Origin of the sequence: Burkholderia lata (assembly GCF_902499025.1) — a bacterium.
In the GTDB taxonomy this organism is placed as follows: Bacteria; Pseudomonadota; Gammaproteobacteria; order Burkholderiales; family Burkholderiaceae; genus Burkholderia; species Burkholderia lata_C.
On sequence record NZ_CABVPW010000011.1, the window covers coordinates 136,549 to 152,150 of the forward strand.

13 protein-coding genes are annotated in these 15,602 nt (G+C 66.3%); 10 read left to right on the forward strand and 3 right to left on the reverse strand.

What is annotated here, in order from left to right:
• The first annotated feature begins 6 nt into the window (after positions 1–6).
• The 9 genes from trpB to BDI24065_RS13540 all read left to right on the forward strand — a co-directional run bounded on the left by trpB (position 7) and on the right by BDI24065_RS13540 (position 9,708).
• Positions 7–1,200: a tryptophan synthase subunit beta gene (trpB, locus tag BDI24065_RS13500; protein WP_011355719.1), complete on the forward strand. Its 1,194-nt coding sequence runs from the start codon at positions 7–9 to the stop codon at positions 1,198–1,200.
• Between the two features lie 9 nt (positions 1,201–1,209).
• Positions 1,210–2,061 carry a DNA-methyltransferase gene (locus tag BDI24065_RS13505; protein ID WP_175031687.1) on the forward strand — a complete coding sequence of 284 codons (852 nt, stop codon included), beginning with the start codon at positions 1,210–1,212 and terminating at the stop codon, positions 2,059–2,061.
• An 89-nt stretch (positions 2,062–2,150) separates the two neighbouring features.
• On the forward strand, positions 2,151–2,966 hold the full coding sequence (gene trpA / locus BDI24065_RS13510) for a tryptophan synthase subunit alpha (protein WP_175031688.1): 816 nt from the start codon (positions 2,151–2,153) through the stop codon (positions 2,964–2,966).
• Positions 2,967–3,030: 64 nt separating this feature from the next.
• The gene (gene accD / locus BDI24065_RS13515) at positions 3,031–3,903 is read left to right on the forward strand and encodes an acetyl-CoA carboxylase, carboxyltransferase subunit beta (protein WP_174949236.1); all 873 of its coding nucleotides are present in this window, start codon (positions 3,031–3,033) and stop codon (positions 3,901–3,903) included.
• A 100-nt stretch (positions 3,904–4,003) separates the two neighbouring features.
• A complete protein-coding gene (folC, locus tag BDI24065_RS13520; protein WP_175031689.1) occupies positions 4,004–5,314 on the forward strand; it encodes a bifunctional tetrahydrofolate synthase/dihydrofolate synthase in 1,311 nt (436 codons plus the stop codon).
• A gap of 29 nt (positions 5,315–5,343) precedes the next feature.
• The gene (locus BDI24065_RS13525) at positions 5,344–6,186 is read left to right on the forward strand and encodes an SPOR domain-containing protein (protein WP_175031690.1); all 843 of its coding nucleotides are present in this window, start codon (positions 5,344–5,346) and stop codon (positions 6,184–6,186) included.
• Between the two features lie 6 nt (positions 6,187–6,192).
• Complete coding sequence (locus tag BDI24065_RS13530) at positions 6,193–6,687, forward strand: CvpA family protein (protein ID WP_027782633.1); 495 nt, start codon at positions 6,193–6,195, stop codon at positions 6,685–6,687.
• Between the two features lie 51 nt (positions 6,688–6,738).
• Entirely contained in the window at positions 6,739–8,271 is a 1,533-nt protein-coding gene (gene purF, locus BDI24065_RS13535; protein WP_175031691.1) for an amidophosphoribosyltransferase, read from the forward strand.
• 246 nt (positions 8,272–8,517) lie between these two features.
• Positions 8,518–9,708 (forward strand): O-succinylhomoserine sulfhydrylase, encoded by a 1,191-nt coding sequence (locus BDI24065_RS13540; protein ID WP_175031692.1) that lies wholly within the window; start codon positions 8,518–8,520, stop codon positions 9,706–9,708.
• Between the two features lie 103 nt (positions 9,709–9,811).
• Here BDI24065_RS13540 and BDI24065_RS13545 read toward each other — a convergent pair whose 3' ends face one another.
• The 3 genes from BDI24065_RS13545 to BDI24065_RS13555 are packed head-to-tail and all read right to left on the reverse strand — an operon-like array spanning position 9,812 to position 12,907.
• Positions 9,812–10,774: an NAD-dependent epimerase/dehydratase family protein gene (locus BDI24065_RS13545; RefSeq protein ID WP_175031693.1), complete on the reverse strand. Its 963-nt coding sequence runs from the start codon at positions 10,772–10,774 to the stop codon at positions 9,812–9,814.
• Positions 10,761–11,807, reverse strand: coding sequence for a GDP-mannose 4,6-dehydratase (gmd, locus tag BDI24065_RS13550; RefSeq protein WP_175031694.1), 1,047 nt, complete (start codon positions 11,805–11,807; stop codon positions 10,761–10,763). Before gmd ends, BDI24065_RS13545 begins: the two co-directional genes overlap by 14 nt.
• A 35-nt stretch (positions 11,808–11,842) precedes the next feature.
• Positions 11,843–12,907: an acyltransferase family protein gene (locus BDI24065_RS13555; protein ID WP_175031695.1), complete on the reverse strand. Its 1,065-nt coding sequence runs from the start codon at positions 12,905–12,907 to the stop codon at positions 11,843–11,845.
• Positions 12,908–13,406: 499 nt separating this feature from the next.
• On the opposite strand from BDI24065_RS13555, the gene BDI24065_RS13560 reads away from it, so the two are divergent.
• The gene (locus tag BDI24065_RS13560; protein WP_175031751.1) at positions 13,407–15,599 is read left to right on the forward strand and encodes a hypothetical protein; all 2,193 of its coding nucleotides are present in this window, start codon (positions 13,407–13,409) and stop codon (positions 15,597–15,599) included.
• Positions 15,600–15,602: the final 3 nt, after the last annotated feature.

Consider the following 15,602-nt stretch of genomic DNA (forward strand, 5'->3'; position numbering starts at 1 on the left):
GACACCATGTACAACCTTCCTGATGATCGCGGCCACTTCGGCCCGTATGGCGGCACGTTTGTCGCCGAGACGCTGATTCACGCGCTGGACGAACTGCGCGCGGCGTATGAAAAATTCCAGAACGATCCCGATTTCGTCGCCGAATTCGAGCGCGAGCTGAAGCATTTCGTCGGCCGCCCGTCGCCGATCTACCACGCGCAACGCTGGAGCGAGACGCTCGGCGGCGCGCAGATCTACCTGAAGCGCGAAGACCTGAACCACACCGGCGCGCACAAGATCAACAACGTGATCGGCCAGGCGCTGCTCGCGAAGCGCATGGGCAAGAAGCGCGTGATCGCCGAGACGGGCGCCGGCCAGCACGGCGTCGCGACCGCGACGATCTGCGCGCGCTTCGGGATGGAGTGCGTGGTCTACATGGGTTCGGAAGACGTGCGCCGCCAGGCCGCGAACGTCTACCGGATGAAGCTGCTCGGCGCGACGGTCGTGCCGGTCGAATCGGGTTCGCGCACGCTGAAGGACGCGCTGAACGAAGCGATGCGCGACTGGGTCACGAACATCGAGAACACGTTCTACATCATCGGCACGGTCGCGGGTCCGCACCCGTACCCGATGATGGTGCGCGACTTCCAGCGCGTGATCGGCGACGAGTGCAAGGTGCAGATGCCGGAAATGACCGGCCGGCAGCCGGACGCGGTGATCGCCTGCGTGGGCGGCGGTTCGAACGCGATGGGCATCTTCTATCCGTACATCGACGACACGTCGGTGCAGCTGATCGGCGTCGAAGCCGCCGGCGACGGCCTCGACACGGGCCATCACGCGGCGTCGCTGATCGCCGGCAGCCCGGGCGTGCTGCACGGCAACCGTACCTACCTGCTGCAGGACGACAACGGCCAGATCATCGAGACGCATTCGGTGTCGGCAGGCCTCGACTATCCGGGCGTCGGCCCCGAGCACGCATGGCTGAAGGACAGCGGCCGTGCGCAGTACGTCGGCATCACCGACGAGGAAGCGCTGAAGGCGTTCCACGACTGCTGCCGGATCGAGGGGATCATTCCCGCGCTCGAGTCGAGCCACGCGATTGCATATGGCGTGAAGCTCGCGCCGACGTTGCCGAAGGACAAGATCCTGCTCGTCAACCTGTCGGGCCGCGGCGACAAGGACATGCACACGGTCGCCGAGCGATCGGGCATCGAACTCTGACCCCGACCGATGCGTGACCTGATCGAAGAACCGGGCGGCGGTGCCGCGAGCGAGGCGGGGGCGGTTCAGCCCGCCGCTGCCGTGCCGCGCGCGCTGCCGTCCGGTATCGAACTGCATAACCGCGATTTCCTGACCGATGCCGCGCACCTGCCGGACGCGTCGATCGACCTGATCGTCGCCGATCCGCCGTACGGGCTCGGCAAGGACTACGGCAACGACTCGGACAAGCGTTCGGGCGACGACTTTCTCGCGTGGACGCGCGAGTGGCTCGAGCTCGCGATTCCGAAGCTGAAGCCGAGCGGGTCGATGTACATCTTCTGCACGTGGCAGTACGCGCCGGAAATCTTCAGTTTCCTGAAGACGCAACTCACGATGGTCAACGAGATCATCTGGGACCGACGCGTGCCGAGCATGGGCGGCACGACGCGCCGTTTCACGTCGGTGCACGACAACATCGGCTTTTTCGCGGTTTCCAAGGCGTATTACTTCGATCTCGATCCGGTCCGCATCCCGTACGACGCCGACACGAAGAAGGCCCGCTCGCGCAAGCTGTTCGAAGGCAGCAAGTGGCTGGAGATGGGCTACAACCCGAAGGACGTCTGGTCGGTCTCGCGCCTGCACCGGCAGCACGCGGAGCGCGTCGATCATCCGACCCAGAAGCCGCTGGAAATCATCGAGCGGATGGTGCTCGCAAGCTGCCCGCCGGGCGGCCGCGTGCTCGATCCGTTCATGGGCAGCGGCACGACCGCGGTGGCCTGCGCACGGCAGGGGCGCGACTTCGTCGGCTACGAGATCAACGAAAGTTATTGCGCGATCGCGCATGAGCGCGTGAACGCGCTCGCTGCGCCGGCGTGCGCGTGAATCGCGCCGCCCGTGTCGCCGATCGCTGCTTTGCATGGGACCGGAGTAAGCGCTAAAGCGCTAACTCCGGTCGACAAAGGAAAATTGCCATGAATCGTATTCAGCAGACCTTCGCCGCACTTGCCGAACAAGGCCGTAAGGGCCTGATCCCGTTCATCACGGCCGGCGACCCCGATCCCGCCAAGACCGTCGAATTCATGCACGCGCTCGCCGAAGGCGGCGCGGACGTGATCGAACTCGGCGTGCCGTTCTCGGATCCGATGGCCGACGGCCCCGTGATCCAGCGCTCGTCGGAACGCGCACTCGCGCGCGGCGTCACGCTGAAGAGCGTGCTCGCCGACGTGAAGCGGTTTCGCGAAACCGACCCCAAAACCCCCGTCGTGCTGATGGGTTATGCGAACCCGATCGAGCGGATGGGCGTCGACACGTTCGCGGCCGAAGCACAGGCGGCCGGGGTCGACGGCGTGCTCGTCGTCGACTATCCGCCGGAAGAGGCGGGCGTGTTCGCCGAGAAAATGCGCGCCGTGCAGATCGATCCGATCTTCCTGCTCGCGCCCACGTCGACCGACGAGCGCATCGCCGACGTCGGCAAGATCGCGAGCGGCTACGTGTATTACGTGTCGCTCAAGGGCGTGACCGGCGCAGGAAATCTGGATGTTTCGAGCATTGCGGGTAAAATCCCGGCCATCAAGTCGCGCGTGCCGGTTCCGGTAGGCGTCGGCTTCGGTATCCGCGACGCCGAAACGGCGCGCGCGGTGGCCGAAGTGTCGGACGCCGTCGTGATCGGCAGCCGCCTCGTGCAGCTGCTCGAAAGCGCTGCGCCGGAGGGTGCCGCCGCCGCGCTGAAGACTTTCATCGCCGAGCTGCGCGCCGCCCTGGACGGCGCGGGCAAGACGGCGCGATAAACACAACACAGGAAGCGGGAACGGGCCACACGGCCCGCCCCGCCACGGAACAGGAAACCATACGATGAGCTGGCTCGACAAACTGTTGCCGCCGAAGATCAAGCAGACCGACCCGAAGAGCCGCAAGGGCATTCCGGAAGGCCTGTGGGTCAAGTGCCCGTCCTGCGAGGCCGTGCTGTACCGCAACGACGTGGACGCGAACCTGCACGTCTGCCCGAAGTGCGATCACCACATGCGCATCGGTGCGCGTGAGCGTCTCGACGGGCTGCTCGATCCGGAAGGCCGCTACGAGATCGGCCAGGAAATCGTGCCGGTCGACACGCTGAAGTTCAAGGACAGCCGCAAGTACCCCGATCGTCTGAAGGAAGCGATGGACGACACGGGCGAAACTGACGCGATGGTCGTGATGGGCGGTGCGATCCACACGCTGCCGGTGGTCGCGGCCTGCTTCGAGTTCTCGTTCATGGGCGGCTCGATGGGCTCGGTGGTCGGCGAGCGCTTCACGCGCGGCGCGCAGAACGCGCTGGAACAGCAGGTGCCGTTCATCTGCTTCACCGCTTCGGGCGGTGCACGGATGCAGGAAAGCCTGCTGTCGCTGATGCAGATGGCGAAAACCACCGCGATGCTGACCAAGCTGGCCGAAGCGAAGCTGCCGTTCATCTCGGTGCTGACCGACCCGACGATGGGTGGCGTGTCGGCGAGCTTTGCCTTCCTCGGCGACGTCGTGATCGCCGAACCGAAGGCGCTGATCGGCTTCGCCGGCCCGCGCGTGATCGAGCAGACGGTTCGCGAGAAGCTGCCGGAAGGCTTCCAGCGCGCCGAATTCCTGCTGAAGACGGGCGCGATCGACATGATCGTCGACCGCCGCAAGCTGCGCGACGAGATCGCGCAACTGCTCGCGCTGCTGCAGCGACAGCCGGCCGACGCGCTGGCCTGACCGGCGCAAGGTTGTGAACACTGCGCGTCGCCTGGCTTCAGCGCCGGGCGGCGCGCTTCGTTTTTTGGCGTAGTGGCGGTCCCGATCCAGATTTGAACCGATGAGCACTTTTCCCACTCTCGACGCGTGGCTTTCGCATCTCGAACGCGCGCACCCGGTCGGCATCGACATGGGCCTGACCCGCATCGGGCAGGTCAAGGCGGCGCTGCAGCTCGAATTCGCGTGCCCCGTCATCACCGTCGGCGGCACGAACGGCAAGGGCTCGACCTGCGCGTTCCTCGAGACGATCCTCGTGCGCGCCGGCTACAAGGTCGGCTGCCACACGTCGCCGCACCTGCTTGAATTCAACGAGCGCGTACGCGTGAACGGGCAGAACGTCACCGATGACGAACTGCTGCCGCATTTCGAGGCCGTCGAAGCGGCGCGCACGTCGTTGCCCGAGCCCGTGTCGCTCACGTACTTCGAATTCACGACGCTCGCGATCATGCACCTGTTCGCGTCGCGCGGGCTCGACGCGGTGATCCTCGAAGTCGGCCTCGGCGGCCGGCTCGACGCGGTCAACATCATCGATACCGATTGCGCGATCGTCACGAGCATCGACATCGACCACACCGAATACCTCGGCGACACGCGCGAGAAGATCGCGTTCGAGAAGGCCGGGATCTTCCGTGCCGGCAAGCCGGCGATCTGCGGCGATCCGGCCGCGCCGCAAACGCTGATCGACCACGCCGAAGCGATCGGCGCCGACCTGTGGCTCGTCGGCCGCGATTTCCGCTACGAGGCGCAGGCAGGTGCGGAGCGCCAGCAGTGGAGCTACCTCGGCCGCGAGAAGCGCTATCCGGCGCTTGCGTACCCCGCGCTGCGCGGGGCGAATCAGCTGATCAATGCGTCGGCTGCGCTCGCCGCGCTCGAAGCGCTGCGCCCGGTGCTGCCGGTGTCCGCGCAAGACATCCGGCTCGGCCTCGCGAACGTCGAATTGCCGGGGCGCTTCCAGGTGCTGCCCGGCAAGCCGGCGATCGTGCTCGACGTCGCGCACAACCCGCATGCATCGGCCGTGCTCGAGCAGAACCTCGGCAACATGGGCTTCTTCCCGTACACGTACGCGGTATTCGGCGCGATGCACGACAAGGACATCGACGGCGTGCTGCAGCACCTGAAGGGCGAGATCGACCACTGGTGCGTGACCGACCTGCCGCTGCCGCGCGCGGCCTCCGCGGAGCAGCTTGAAGCCGCGCTGCGCAAGGCTGGCGTGGAAGAGGGGCCCGATTCGAGCGTCACGCGTTACACGTCGCCTGCCGAAGCGTTTCGCGATGCACTAAAAAGAGCATCCGAGAATGATAGAATCGTGATTTTCGGCAGTTTCCATACGGTTGCCGGCGTGCTGGCCTACCGTAAATCGCAGCAACACTGACTGACGGGCAGTTTCGGACTCAGCCATTCATGGGAATTTTCTCGTTCGGCAAAAAAGACGACGACGCGCCCCCGCGGCGCGGCGGTCGCACCGGGACCTCCCGGAACGTGCGCACGGAGCGCACTGAACGCGTCGAGCGACGCTCACGCCGCACCGAGCGTCCGGAATCGGACGCACTGCTCCTCGATCCGACCCTTCCAGAAAAGCAACGCGCGCGACGTCGCCTCGTCGGCGCAATCGCGCTCGTCGTTGCCGCCGTGATCGTGCTGCCGATGGTGCTCGACTCGCACCCGAAGCCGGTAACGGACGACATCGCAATCGACATTCCGAACCGGCCCGCGCACCAGGCGGTCGCACCGCGTGACGACGATGCATCCGACGTGCAGGCCGGCGTCGCGCACGACGAACCGCCGGCATCCGATGTGGCCGTTGCGGCTGCACCGGCGCCCGCGCCGAAGGATGCCGACAAGCCGGCCGCGAAACCCGATACCGCGACCACGGCGAGCGTGACGCCGCCGAAGCCCGCGCCGAAACCGGCCGCCCCCGTGGCGAAGCCGGCTGCGCCGAAGCCTGCACCCGCGCCCGCCGCCGTCGCGAATACCGACGCCGCGAGCCCGGACAGCAGCGACGCTTCGTCGCCGTCGTCGCCGGCCGGTGCGCGCTTCGCGGTGCAGCTCGGTTCGTTCAAGGACGACGCGACGGCCCGTTCGTGGGCCACCAAATTGAAATCGGCGGGTGTGCCCGCATATGTCGAGCATCGCAAGCAGGCGGACGGCAGCACGGCTACACTGTTGCGTGCCGGCCCGTTCGCGGATCGATCGGCGGCTTCCGCCGCGATCGCGAAGGTGCGCGAAGCCGGTCTGACGCAGTAACGCACGATGCTGACGGCTTTCGACTACGCTGTATTGGCGGTGATCGTGTTGTCGGCGCTGCGCGGTGCGTGGCGCGGCTTCGTGTCCGAGATTTTCGGGCTGATCGGCTGGATTGCGGCGATCGTGATCGCGGGCCGCTACGTCGGACTGGTCGTGCCGTATATCCCGGCGAACTGGCCGGGCGGTGCGCTGACGCAGTGGGTGATCGCCTTCGCGTTGCTCGTGATCGGCGTGGTGCTGGTCGCCGGTGTCGCGAACGCGCTGCTGTCGCGGATCGCCCAGGCGAGTGGCCTGGGCGGCGTCGACCGCTCGCTGGGCATGATGTTCGGGCTCGTCCGCGGCTGCGTGCTGGTAGTGCTGCTGGTCGCGGCGGCCGGGCTGACCGAGCTGCCCAAACAGGATTTCTGGCGCAATGCGCTATTGCGTCCTTTCGCCGAGCAGGGCGTGCATGAGCTCAAGCAGCTCCTGCCCGACGGCATGGCCCAGTACGTACGCGTGTGACGACGCGGCCGGGCAGGACGGAACCGATTTTGTCATTCTGAAGGACATGCCATGTGCGGCATCGTAGGCGTTATCTCCCAATCCCCGGTCAATCAGCTGATCTATGACAGCCTGCTGCTGCTGCAGCATCGCGGTCAGGACGCGGCGGGCATCGCGACGGCGGACGGCAGCAATTTCCACATGTACAAGGCGAACGGCATGGTGCGCGACGTGTTCCGCACGCGCAACATGCGCAGCCTGCCTGGCACCTACGGCATCGGCCAGGTGCGTTACCCGACCGCCGGCTCGGCGTCGAGCGAAGCCGAGGCGCAACCGTTCTACGTGAACGCGCCGTTCGGGATCATCCTCGCGCACAACGGCAACCTGACGAACTGGCAGCAACTGAAGGACGAGATGTTCCGGATCGACCGCCGGCACCTCAACACCAATTCCGACAGCGAAGTGCTGCTCAACGTGTTCGCGCACGAGCTGCAACTGTCGACCACGGGCCTCGAGCTCGATCCGGCGTCGGTGTTCAAGGCTGTCGCGGGCGTGCATCGCCGCCTGCAGGGCTCGTACGCGATCGTGTCGCTGATCGCCGGCTACGGCCTGCTCGCGTTCCGCGATCCGTTCGGCATTCGCCCGCTGTGCATCGGCAAGCTCGAAACCGAGCACGGCACCGAGTGGATGGTTGCATCGGAGTCGGTGGCCGTCGAAGGCATCGGTTTCGAATTCGTCCGCGACGTGCAGCCGGGCGAAGCGATCTTCATCGACCCGGCCGGCAACTTCCACAGCCAGCAGTGCGCGGAGCAGCCGACGCTGAACCCGTGCATGTTCGAATACGTGTACCTCGCGCGTCCGGATTCTTGCCTCGACGGCGTGCCGGTCTACAACGTGCGTCTGCGCATGGGCGACTATCTGGCCGAGAAGATCAAGCGCGAGCTGCCGAACGTGCCGATCGACGTCGTGATGCCGATTCCCGATTCGTCGCGCCCGGCTGCGATGCAGGTCGCCGCGAAGCTCGGCGTCGAGTACCGCGAAGGCTTCTTCAAGAACCGCTACGTCGGCCGTACCTTCATCATGCCGGGCCAGGCCGTGCGCAAGAAGTCGGTGCGCCAGAAGCTCAATGCGATGAGCATCGAGTTCAAGGACAAGAACGTGCTGATCGTCGACGATTCGATCGTGCGCGGCACCACTTCGCATGAAATCGTGCAGATGGCGCGCGATGCGGGCGCGAAGTCGGTGATCTTCGCGTCGGCGGCGCCGCCCGTGAAGTTCCCGAACGTGTACGGCATCGACATGCCGACGCGCGGCGAACTCGTCGCGCATGGTCGCACCGACGAAGACGTCGCGAAGATCATCGGCGCCGACCACCTGATCTACCAGGACGTCGACGACCTGCGCCGCGCGGTGCGCGACATCAACCCGAAGCTCGAACGCTTCGAGGCGTCGTGCTTCGACGGCAACTACATCACCGGCGACGTGACGCCCGAGTATCTCGATGCGATCGAGCGTGCGCGCCTCACGCCGGCATCGCAGGCCGATCGCGACACGGCCGGCGACACCGAACGCTCGCAGATGAACCTGCAGTTGTCGGTCGAGTGACACCGGCGCACGCTTTTGACGAGGCGTGATAGGATGTGGCCTTGCGTCGATTTGATATCAGCTTGCGGACGCGGGGCGACTTCCCAAAACAGCTAAAGCGAAGGCCGGTGGCAACCGGCCCGAGTCGATCGCTGTCGTACCGCACCGAAGCCCGCTGATGCCGACGCATAGCGGGCTTTTTGTTTTTGGCCTGGTTTTGACTGGGTTCGCGCCACCCGCGCGGCCATCGAATACGGAAAACGGAACATGGACGACTCCCTCAACTTCGACACGCTTGCCGTGCGCGCGGGCACGCTGCGCAGCGACTTCAACGAGCACTCGGAAGCGCTGTTCCTCACGTCGAGCTTCTGCTTCCAGAGCGCGGCCGACGCAGCCGAGCGCTTCGCGAATTCGGAAGACTACTTCACCTATTCGCGCTTCACGAACCCGACCGTCACCATGTTCCAGGAGCGTCTCGCGGCGCTCGAGGGCGGCGAGGCATGCATCGCCACCGCGTCGGGGATGGCCGCGATCATGTCGGTCGTGATGGCAGCGCTGCAGGCCGGCGACCACCTCGTCAGCTCGCGCAGCCTGTTCGGCTCGACACTCGGGATGTTCTCGCAGATCTTCAGCAAGTTCGGGATCACGACGACCTTCGTCGACCCGACCGACCTGAACGCATGGAAGGACGCCGTGCGTCCGGAAACGAAGATGTTCTTCCTCGAGACGCCGTCGAACCCGCTGACCGAACTCGCCGACATCGAGGCGATCGGCAAGATCGCGAAGGCATCGAATGCGCTGTTCGTCGTCGACAACTGTTTCTGCAGCCCGGTGCTGCAGCAGCCGCTGAAGCTCGGCGCGGATGTCGTGATGCACTCGGCCACCAAGTTCCTCGACGGCCAGGGCCGCGTGCTCGGCGGCGCGCTGGTCGGCTCGAAGGAATTCATCATGGGCAAGGTGTTCCCGTTCGTGCGCAGCGCGGGTCCGACGCTGTCGGCGTTCAACGCGTGGGTGTTGCTGAAGGGGATGGAGACGCTGTCGCTGCGCGTCGAGAAGCAATCGGCGAACGCTCTGGAGATCGCGCGCTGGCTCGATTCGCATCCGGCCGTCGCACGCGTGTTTCATCCGGGCCTCGAATCGCACCCGCAGCACGAACTCGCGAAGCGTCAGCAAAAGGCGGGCGGGTCGATCCTGTCGTTCGAGCTGAAGGGCGACACGCCCGAGCAGCAGCGCGCGAATGCGTGGCGCGTGATCGACAGCACGAAGCTGATCTCGATCACCGGCAACCTCGGTGACACGCGGTCGACCATTACCCATCCGGCGACGACCACGCACGGCCGCATCACGCCGGAAGCGCGGGCGGCAGCAGGGATCAGCGAAGGGCTGATCCGGTTGTCGGTCGGCCTCGAAGACGCGGGCGACATCCGCAACGACCTCGCGCGCGGCCTCGAAGGCTGAGCGCGGCGACCGGTTTCAGGTTTCAAGGTCGACATGAAAACGGGCCGCTCGAAGGAGCGGCCCGTTTTCTTTTCAGGCTGGCGAGGAACGTGCGCCGCCGGAATCAGGCGGCGTGCCCGTGCGGCGAGTCGCGCATCGCATCCACCATCCATCGCAGCGTTTCGTCGAGCGGCGTGACGGGCAGCTCGCCCACCGCGCGCCGCAGCTTGTCGCGCGACCCGCTCAGGCTCTTCACCTCGTTGTGCCGCATGAAACGCGGATCGATCGTCACGTCGATCACGTAACCGGCGATGCGCGACAGCATCGCCAGCACTTCCTTCAGCGAATACGCGCGCTCCGAGCAGACGTTGAACGTCTCGCCCGCCGGCGCGGCTTCGACCAGCTTCAGGTACGCGGCCGTCACGTCGCGCACGTCGGAGAAATCGCGGCTCACGTCGAGGCAGCCGAGCGAGATCCGCGGTTCGTTGCGCGCGTAGTGCGCGACGAGCTTCGGCAGCAGGTACGCATCGCTCTGGCCGACACCCGTGTAGTTGAACGGCCGCGCGATCACGATCGGCAGCCGGTCGGCCCACAGCTTGGCCGCGTATTCCATTGCGAGCTTGCTGACCGCGTAGTCGTTCGCCGGGGCAGGGGCGACGGTTTCGTCGAGCACGCCGGCCGTCGAATTGCCGTAGACGTTCGCGCTGCTGGCGAGCAGCACGGCCGACGGGCGGCGGTCGAGGCCCGCGAGCGCGGCCAGCAGGTTGCGCGTGCCGACGATGTTGACCGCGTAAGTCTGCGACGGCTCGTCCTGCGCGACGTGCGCGCGCGCGGCGAGATGCATGACCGCATCGGGGCGAGCGTCGGCAGCCGCCGCACGCATTGCCTCCGCGTCGAGCAGGTCGACGGGCAGCAGCGTGCAGTGCGCGAAGGCCGGATCGTCGGGTCGTGCCGTGCCGGGCGCGACCGTCCCCCAGACCTCATAGCCGGCCGCCTGCAGGCGCTCGGCCATGTAGCGGCCCGTGAAACCGGTCAGGCCCGTGACGAACGCACGGCGCGACGGGCGTCCGGCTTCAGAACGTGTCATGGTGTTGATTCCGCGTCAAATCAGCTTCGACCATCATCTGGCAAAGTTGTTCGAGCGTCGTCTTCGGTTCCCAGCCGAGCTGGCTTTTCGCCTTGTCGGCACAGCCGATCAGCAGGTCGACCTCGGCAGGGCGGTAGAACTTCGGATTCACCTCCACGAGCACGTTGCCGTTCGACGCGTCGAGGCCGCGTTCCTGCTCGCCCTTGCCGGTCCATTCGATCTGGTAGCCCGCGGCCGCGAACGCCATCCGCACGAAATCGCGCACGGTCTCCGTGCGGTTGGTCGCGAGCACGTAGGTGTCGGGCTCGTCGGCCTGCAGCATGCGCCACATGCCTTCGACGTACTCGAGCGCGAAGCCCCAGTCGCGCTTCGCGTCGAGGTTGCCGAGCTCGAGGCGGGTTGCCTTGCCGAGCTTGATCTTCGCGACGGTGTCGGTGATCTTGCGCGTGACGAACTCGCGGCCGCGCAGCGGCGATTCATGGTTGAACAGGATGCCGCTGCTGCCGAACAGGCCGTACGACTCGCGGTAGTTCACCGTCATCCAGTGCGCGTACAGCTTCGCGACGCCGTACGGGCTGCGCGGATAGAACGAGGTCGCTTCCGTCTGCGGAATCGATTGCACCTTGCCGAACATCTCGGACGTCGACGCCTGGTAGAAGCGCGTCTTCGGGCTCACGACGCGGATCGCCTCGAGCAGGTTCAACGGACCCAGGCCCGTCACTTCGGCGGTCGTCGCCGGCTGGTCGAACGACACGCCGACGAAGCTCTGCGCGGCGAGGTTGTACAGCTCGTCGGGCTGCGTGCGTTCGAGCAGGCGCAGGCTCGAGCCGGCGTCGGTCAGGTCGTGCTCGACGAGCGTGAGGTTCGGGTGCGTGTTGACGCCGAGCTCGGCGATGCGCCAGAAATTCACCGAGCTGGTGCGGCGGTAGGTGCCGGTGACCTCGTAGCCCTTGTCGAGCAGCAGCTTGGTCAGGTAGGCGCCGTCTTGCCCCGAGATCCCGGTAATGATGGCCTTCTTGCGAGTTTGGCTCATGACGTTGTCCTGGTAGAAACGATGGATGGTGAAATTCAGGCGGTCGTGCCGGCGGCGGCCGGCAGCGCGCGGCGTGCGGGGCCGCGCGTCAGGCGCCGTTCGAAGCCGTACCAGCTCAGGGTCGCGTACGCGAGCGTGATCGCAAGCGCCAGCGCGGCCGTGACGAAGCGGTTCAGGTGCAGCGGCCACAGCGCGTACAGCACGCTGAGGTGGATCAGGTACACGGTGTAGCTGACGGTGCCCACGTAGACGAGCATCGGGTTCGTCAGCACGCGCTGCACGATGCCGCGACCGCGCAGCGCGATCACGACGATCGACGTGCACAGCAGCAGCGAGATGCTGTAGAGCGCCGCATTCGACAGCGGCGTGTTCGCGGCGCGAAAGCGCGGGAACGACAGGTGCAGCCAGCCGAGGATCGCGAGCGACACGAGTGCGCCGACGATCGCGAGCGGATAGAACGGCTCCAGCGCGCGCCGGTCCCGGCGCAGCACGATCGCGAGCAGCGCGCCCGCGGCGAGCAGGTCCATCCGGAACGGCGTCAGGTAGTAGATCGGCCAGAACGAGTCGAACCACGGCGTCGCGATCGCACGCAGCACGGGGGCCGCGACGATCAGCGCGGCGGCGACCCACAGCAGCGCGCGTTCAGAGCACCACAGCACGACGAATGGCCAGAAGATATAGAACTGCTCCTCGACCGCGAGCGACCACAGCACGTTCAGGCTGTCATGGCCGATGCTGCCGAGCGACAGCCCGATGTTGGTCGAGAAGAACGCGAACCACGGCCAGTGCGGCAGCCAGCTCGCGCCGAACAGGATCGTCGACACCACGAGCAGCAGCACGTACGGCGGCAGGATGCGGCGCACGCGGCGTGCGTAGAAGTGGCTGAAGTACGACTGCCCGCGCGCCTTGCGATCGAGCAGGATGCCGGTGATCAGCAGCCCGCTCAGCACGAAGAACAGGTCGACGCCCATCCAGAGCGGCGCTTTCAGCGCGTGCTGCAGGAACACGGCGCCCACCGCGATTGCGCGCAGCCCGTCGAGCTGCACGATGCGGCCGTGGTGCGGCGGGGTGAGGTCCGCGGGTCGCGAGATGCCCGTCATCGCGCCGCTCCTTCGCGACGCGCAGCGTGAGCCGGGGCGAGTCGCACATCCGATGCGTAAACGTGAACGTAATGCATGCCATTAAATGAAATATCGAATCGAAATCGATTCTAGGGAAAAGAAATCGGCAAAAAAACGCGCGTCATTTATCTGATGGAAAACATTCAAATGCCGATTATTCCGGTCGAGGAATGAAAGGTTGCCGCCCGGACAGCCCCGGCAGGCGGCGCGAAGCGGCATTTTCTACAGGCCGGGAAGCGAAAGGCGGTCGTTATTGCCGCTTTCGCGTGCCTTTTCGAACCTGTTCAGGTTCGATATTTCAGGCGGAAACATCCCCAAATATTTCCAAATTTCTTGTGATTATTTTTGCTTGTAACCTGCATCGCGACGTTTGAAACCCATTTGGCGACAGGGTGCGCCGGCGGCCGTCCTTTCGACGGCCCGGTCGCTGTTGCATCAAGTCTGGAGAAGCGCATTGCGACGTCTGATTCTGGTAGGCATGACGGTATGCGCGACGCTGCTGACGAGCGCCGCACCGGCCGAAACGGTGTTGCCCGCGACCACGTCGTGGATCGGCAATACGTTCGGCTATGGCGACGGCAGCTGGACGCAGATCGACATTCGCGCGATCGCGGTGACGCCTGAAGGCAAGGTGTATACGAATGCGCCGTGGGACGAGAGCGGGGCCGAGGCGAGCGTCTACCAGGACGGGAAGATGCTCGGCTTCGCCGGCGGCACGCACGGCTGGGGCAACCTCGGCGGCAGCGCGATCGCCGTGAACAGCAAGTACGCGTACGTCGCGATCGGTGTCGGCAACGAGCGCGGCCACCTGCAGTCGCCCGGCATCTGGCCGGACAAGGGCAAGCAGTGGTTCGGCATCTCGCGCCGCACGATCGGCGACCTGAAGCAGCCCGCGCCGTTCCGCGCGGCGCCGCAGGTCGCGCCGGGCGGCCGCGCGGACACCGGCCGCGCACGGATGGCCGCGAGCTTCATGATGATGAACGAGGTGGCGGCGCCTGCGCGCTCGGAAGTGGGCGAGCAGAAGGCGGAAGTCGGCGGCCTCGCGGCCGACGACAAGACGCTGTTCGCGACGAATCCGTCGCGTGACGCGGTGGACGTGTACGACGCGGAGACGATGCAGCAGAAGGGCACGTGGAGCGCGCACGAGCCGGGCCGCATCGCGCTCGCGGGCGACGGCACGCTGTGGTTGCTCACGGACACGATCAACGGGCCCGCGCACCTGGTGCACGTGCGCGCGGACGGCCGCAAGCTCGACGACGCGCCCGCGCTGCCCGAAGGCACCGACGCGGTGGACGTGGCGGTCGACCCGAAAGGGCGCGTGCTCGTCGCGGACAACGGGCCGCGCCAGCAGATCCTGATCTTCTCGAAAGGCGGCAAGGGCTATGCGCAATCGGGCACGCTCGGCGAGCGCGGCGGCATCTTCGCGGGCCCGGTGCCGGGCCGGCCGGGGCAGCAGCGTTTCAACGGGCTGACGGGCGTCGGCGTCGACCGCGCGGGCAACATCTATGTGTCGATGAACGGCATCGGGCCGCGCCACGACACGATCGGCGCAGGGCTCGGCGCGGTGCTCGAAAGCTACACGCCGGACGGCAAGCAGCGCTGGCAGGTGCAGGGGCTGCTGTTCGTCGACGGCGCGTGGCTCGACCCGGCGCGGCCGAACAGCGTGTACACGGGCAACAAGCGCTTCGAGCTCGACCTGTCGAAACCGCCGGGCCAGGACTGGAAATACGCCGGCTTCCTGTCGAACCGCTTCAAGTATCCGGACGACCCCGTGTTCCATACGGACCAGTGGCCCGGCATGCCGATCGCGCGTCGTGTCGACGGCCGCACGTTCCTGTACCTGACCGACATGTACGCCGATCACCTGAAGATCTACCGCTTCGACGCGAAGCGCGACGGCGAAGTCGCGATCCCGTCCGGCCTGATCGCGGGCCGCGCACGGCCGGTCGACAACGTGCCGAACAAGCCGCCGGGCGGCGACTGGCTGTGGCGCGACGCGAACGGCAACGGCCGGCTGGATGCCGACGAGTTCGAGATCAACACGACGGGCAAGGCGAAGGCGGGCGGCTGGGGCTGGTGGGTCGACACGAAGGGCGACATCTGGCGCACCAGCGACGTGCGCGGCATCCACCGCTTCCGCTATGGCGGCGTCGACAAGGCCGGCAACCCGGTCTACTTATACGACAAGGTCACGACCTACCCGATGCCGCAGCCGTTCACGCAACTGCGCCGCTCGATCTACGACGCACAGACGGACACGCTGTACGTGACCGGTTACACGGCCGACGCACCGCCGGCGCCGGGCATCAACAAGGAAGTGGGTCGCGTGCTGATCCGCTTCGACAAGTGGTCGACGGGCTCGCCGGTCGTGCGCTACCAGGTCGCGCTGCCGTGGCAGCTCGACGCGAAGCCGATCTTCGACCTGATCGGGCTCACGGCCGAGGGCCGCTACCTGTTCGGGGTGGAGCCGGTCGGCAAGATCCACGTGTACGACAAGGAAACCGGCAAGGAAGTGGGCGTGATGAGCCCGGGCGCCGAAGTCGGCAAGGCATCCGGCTGGGTCGACGTGCCCTTCGGCATCAGCGCGTTCCGGCGCGAGAACGGCGAGTACCTCGTGTTCGTCGAGGAAGACGCGCGCGGCAAGGTGCTGATGTATCGCTGGAAACCGTGACGG

Coding starts and splice junctions, on each gene's coding strand:
- BDI24065_RS13505 (WP_175031687.1), top strand. CDS start 1,210: ATGCGTGACCTGATCGAAGAACCGGGCGGCGGTGCCGCGAGCGAGGCG.
- BDI24065_RS13555 (WP_175031695.1), bottom strand. CDS start 12,907: ATGACGGGCATCTCGCGACCCGCGGACCTCACCCCGCCGCACCACGGC.
- BDI24065_RS13530 (WP_027782633.1), top strand. CDS start 6,193: ATGCTGACGGCTTTCGACTACGCTGTATTGGCGGTGATCGTGTTGTCG.
- trpA (WP_175031688.1), top strand. CDS start 2,151: ATGAATCGTATTCAGCAGACCTTCGCCGCACTTGCCGAACAAGGCCGT.
- BDI24065_RS13545 (WP_175031693.1), bottom strand. CDS start 10,774: ATGACACGTTCTGAAGCCGGACGCCCGTCGCGCCGTGCGTTCGTCACG.
- folC (WP_175031689.1), top strand. CDS start 4,004: ATGAGCACTTTTCCCACTCTCGACGCGTGGCTTTCGCATCTCGAACGC.
- purF (WP_175031691.1), top strand. CDS start 6,739: ATGTGCGGCATCGTAGGCGTTATCTCCCAATCCCCGGTCAATCAGCTG.
- accD (WP_174949236.1), top strand. CDS start 3,031: ATGAGCTGGCTCGACAAACTGTTGCCGCCGAAGATCAAGCAGACCGAC.
- BDI24065_RS13540 (WP_175031692.1), top strand. CDS start 8,518: ATGGACGACTCCCTCAACTTCGACACGCTTGCCGTGCGCGCGGGCACG.
- trpB (WP_011355719.1), top strand. CDS start 7: ATGTACAACCTTCCTGATGATCGCGGCCACTTCGGCCCGTATGGCGGC.
- BDI24065_RS13560 (WP_175031751.1), top strand. CDS start 13,407: ATGACGGTATGCGCGACGCTGCTGACGAGCGCCGCACCGGCCGAAACG.
- BDI24065_RS13525 (WP_175031690.1), top strand. CDS start 5,344: ATGGGAATTTTCTCGTTCGGCAAAAAAGACGACGACGCGCCCCCGCGG.
- gmd (WP_175031694.1), bottom strand. CDS start 11,807: ATGAGCCAAACTCGCAAGAAGGCCATCATTACCGGGATCTCGGGGCAA.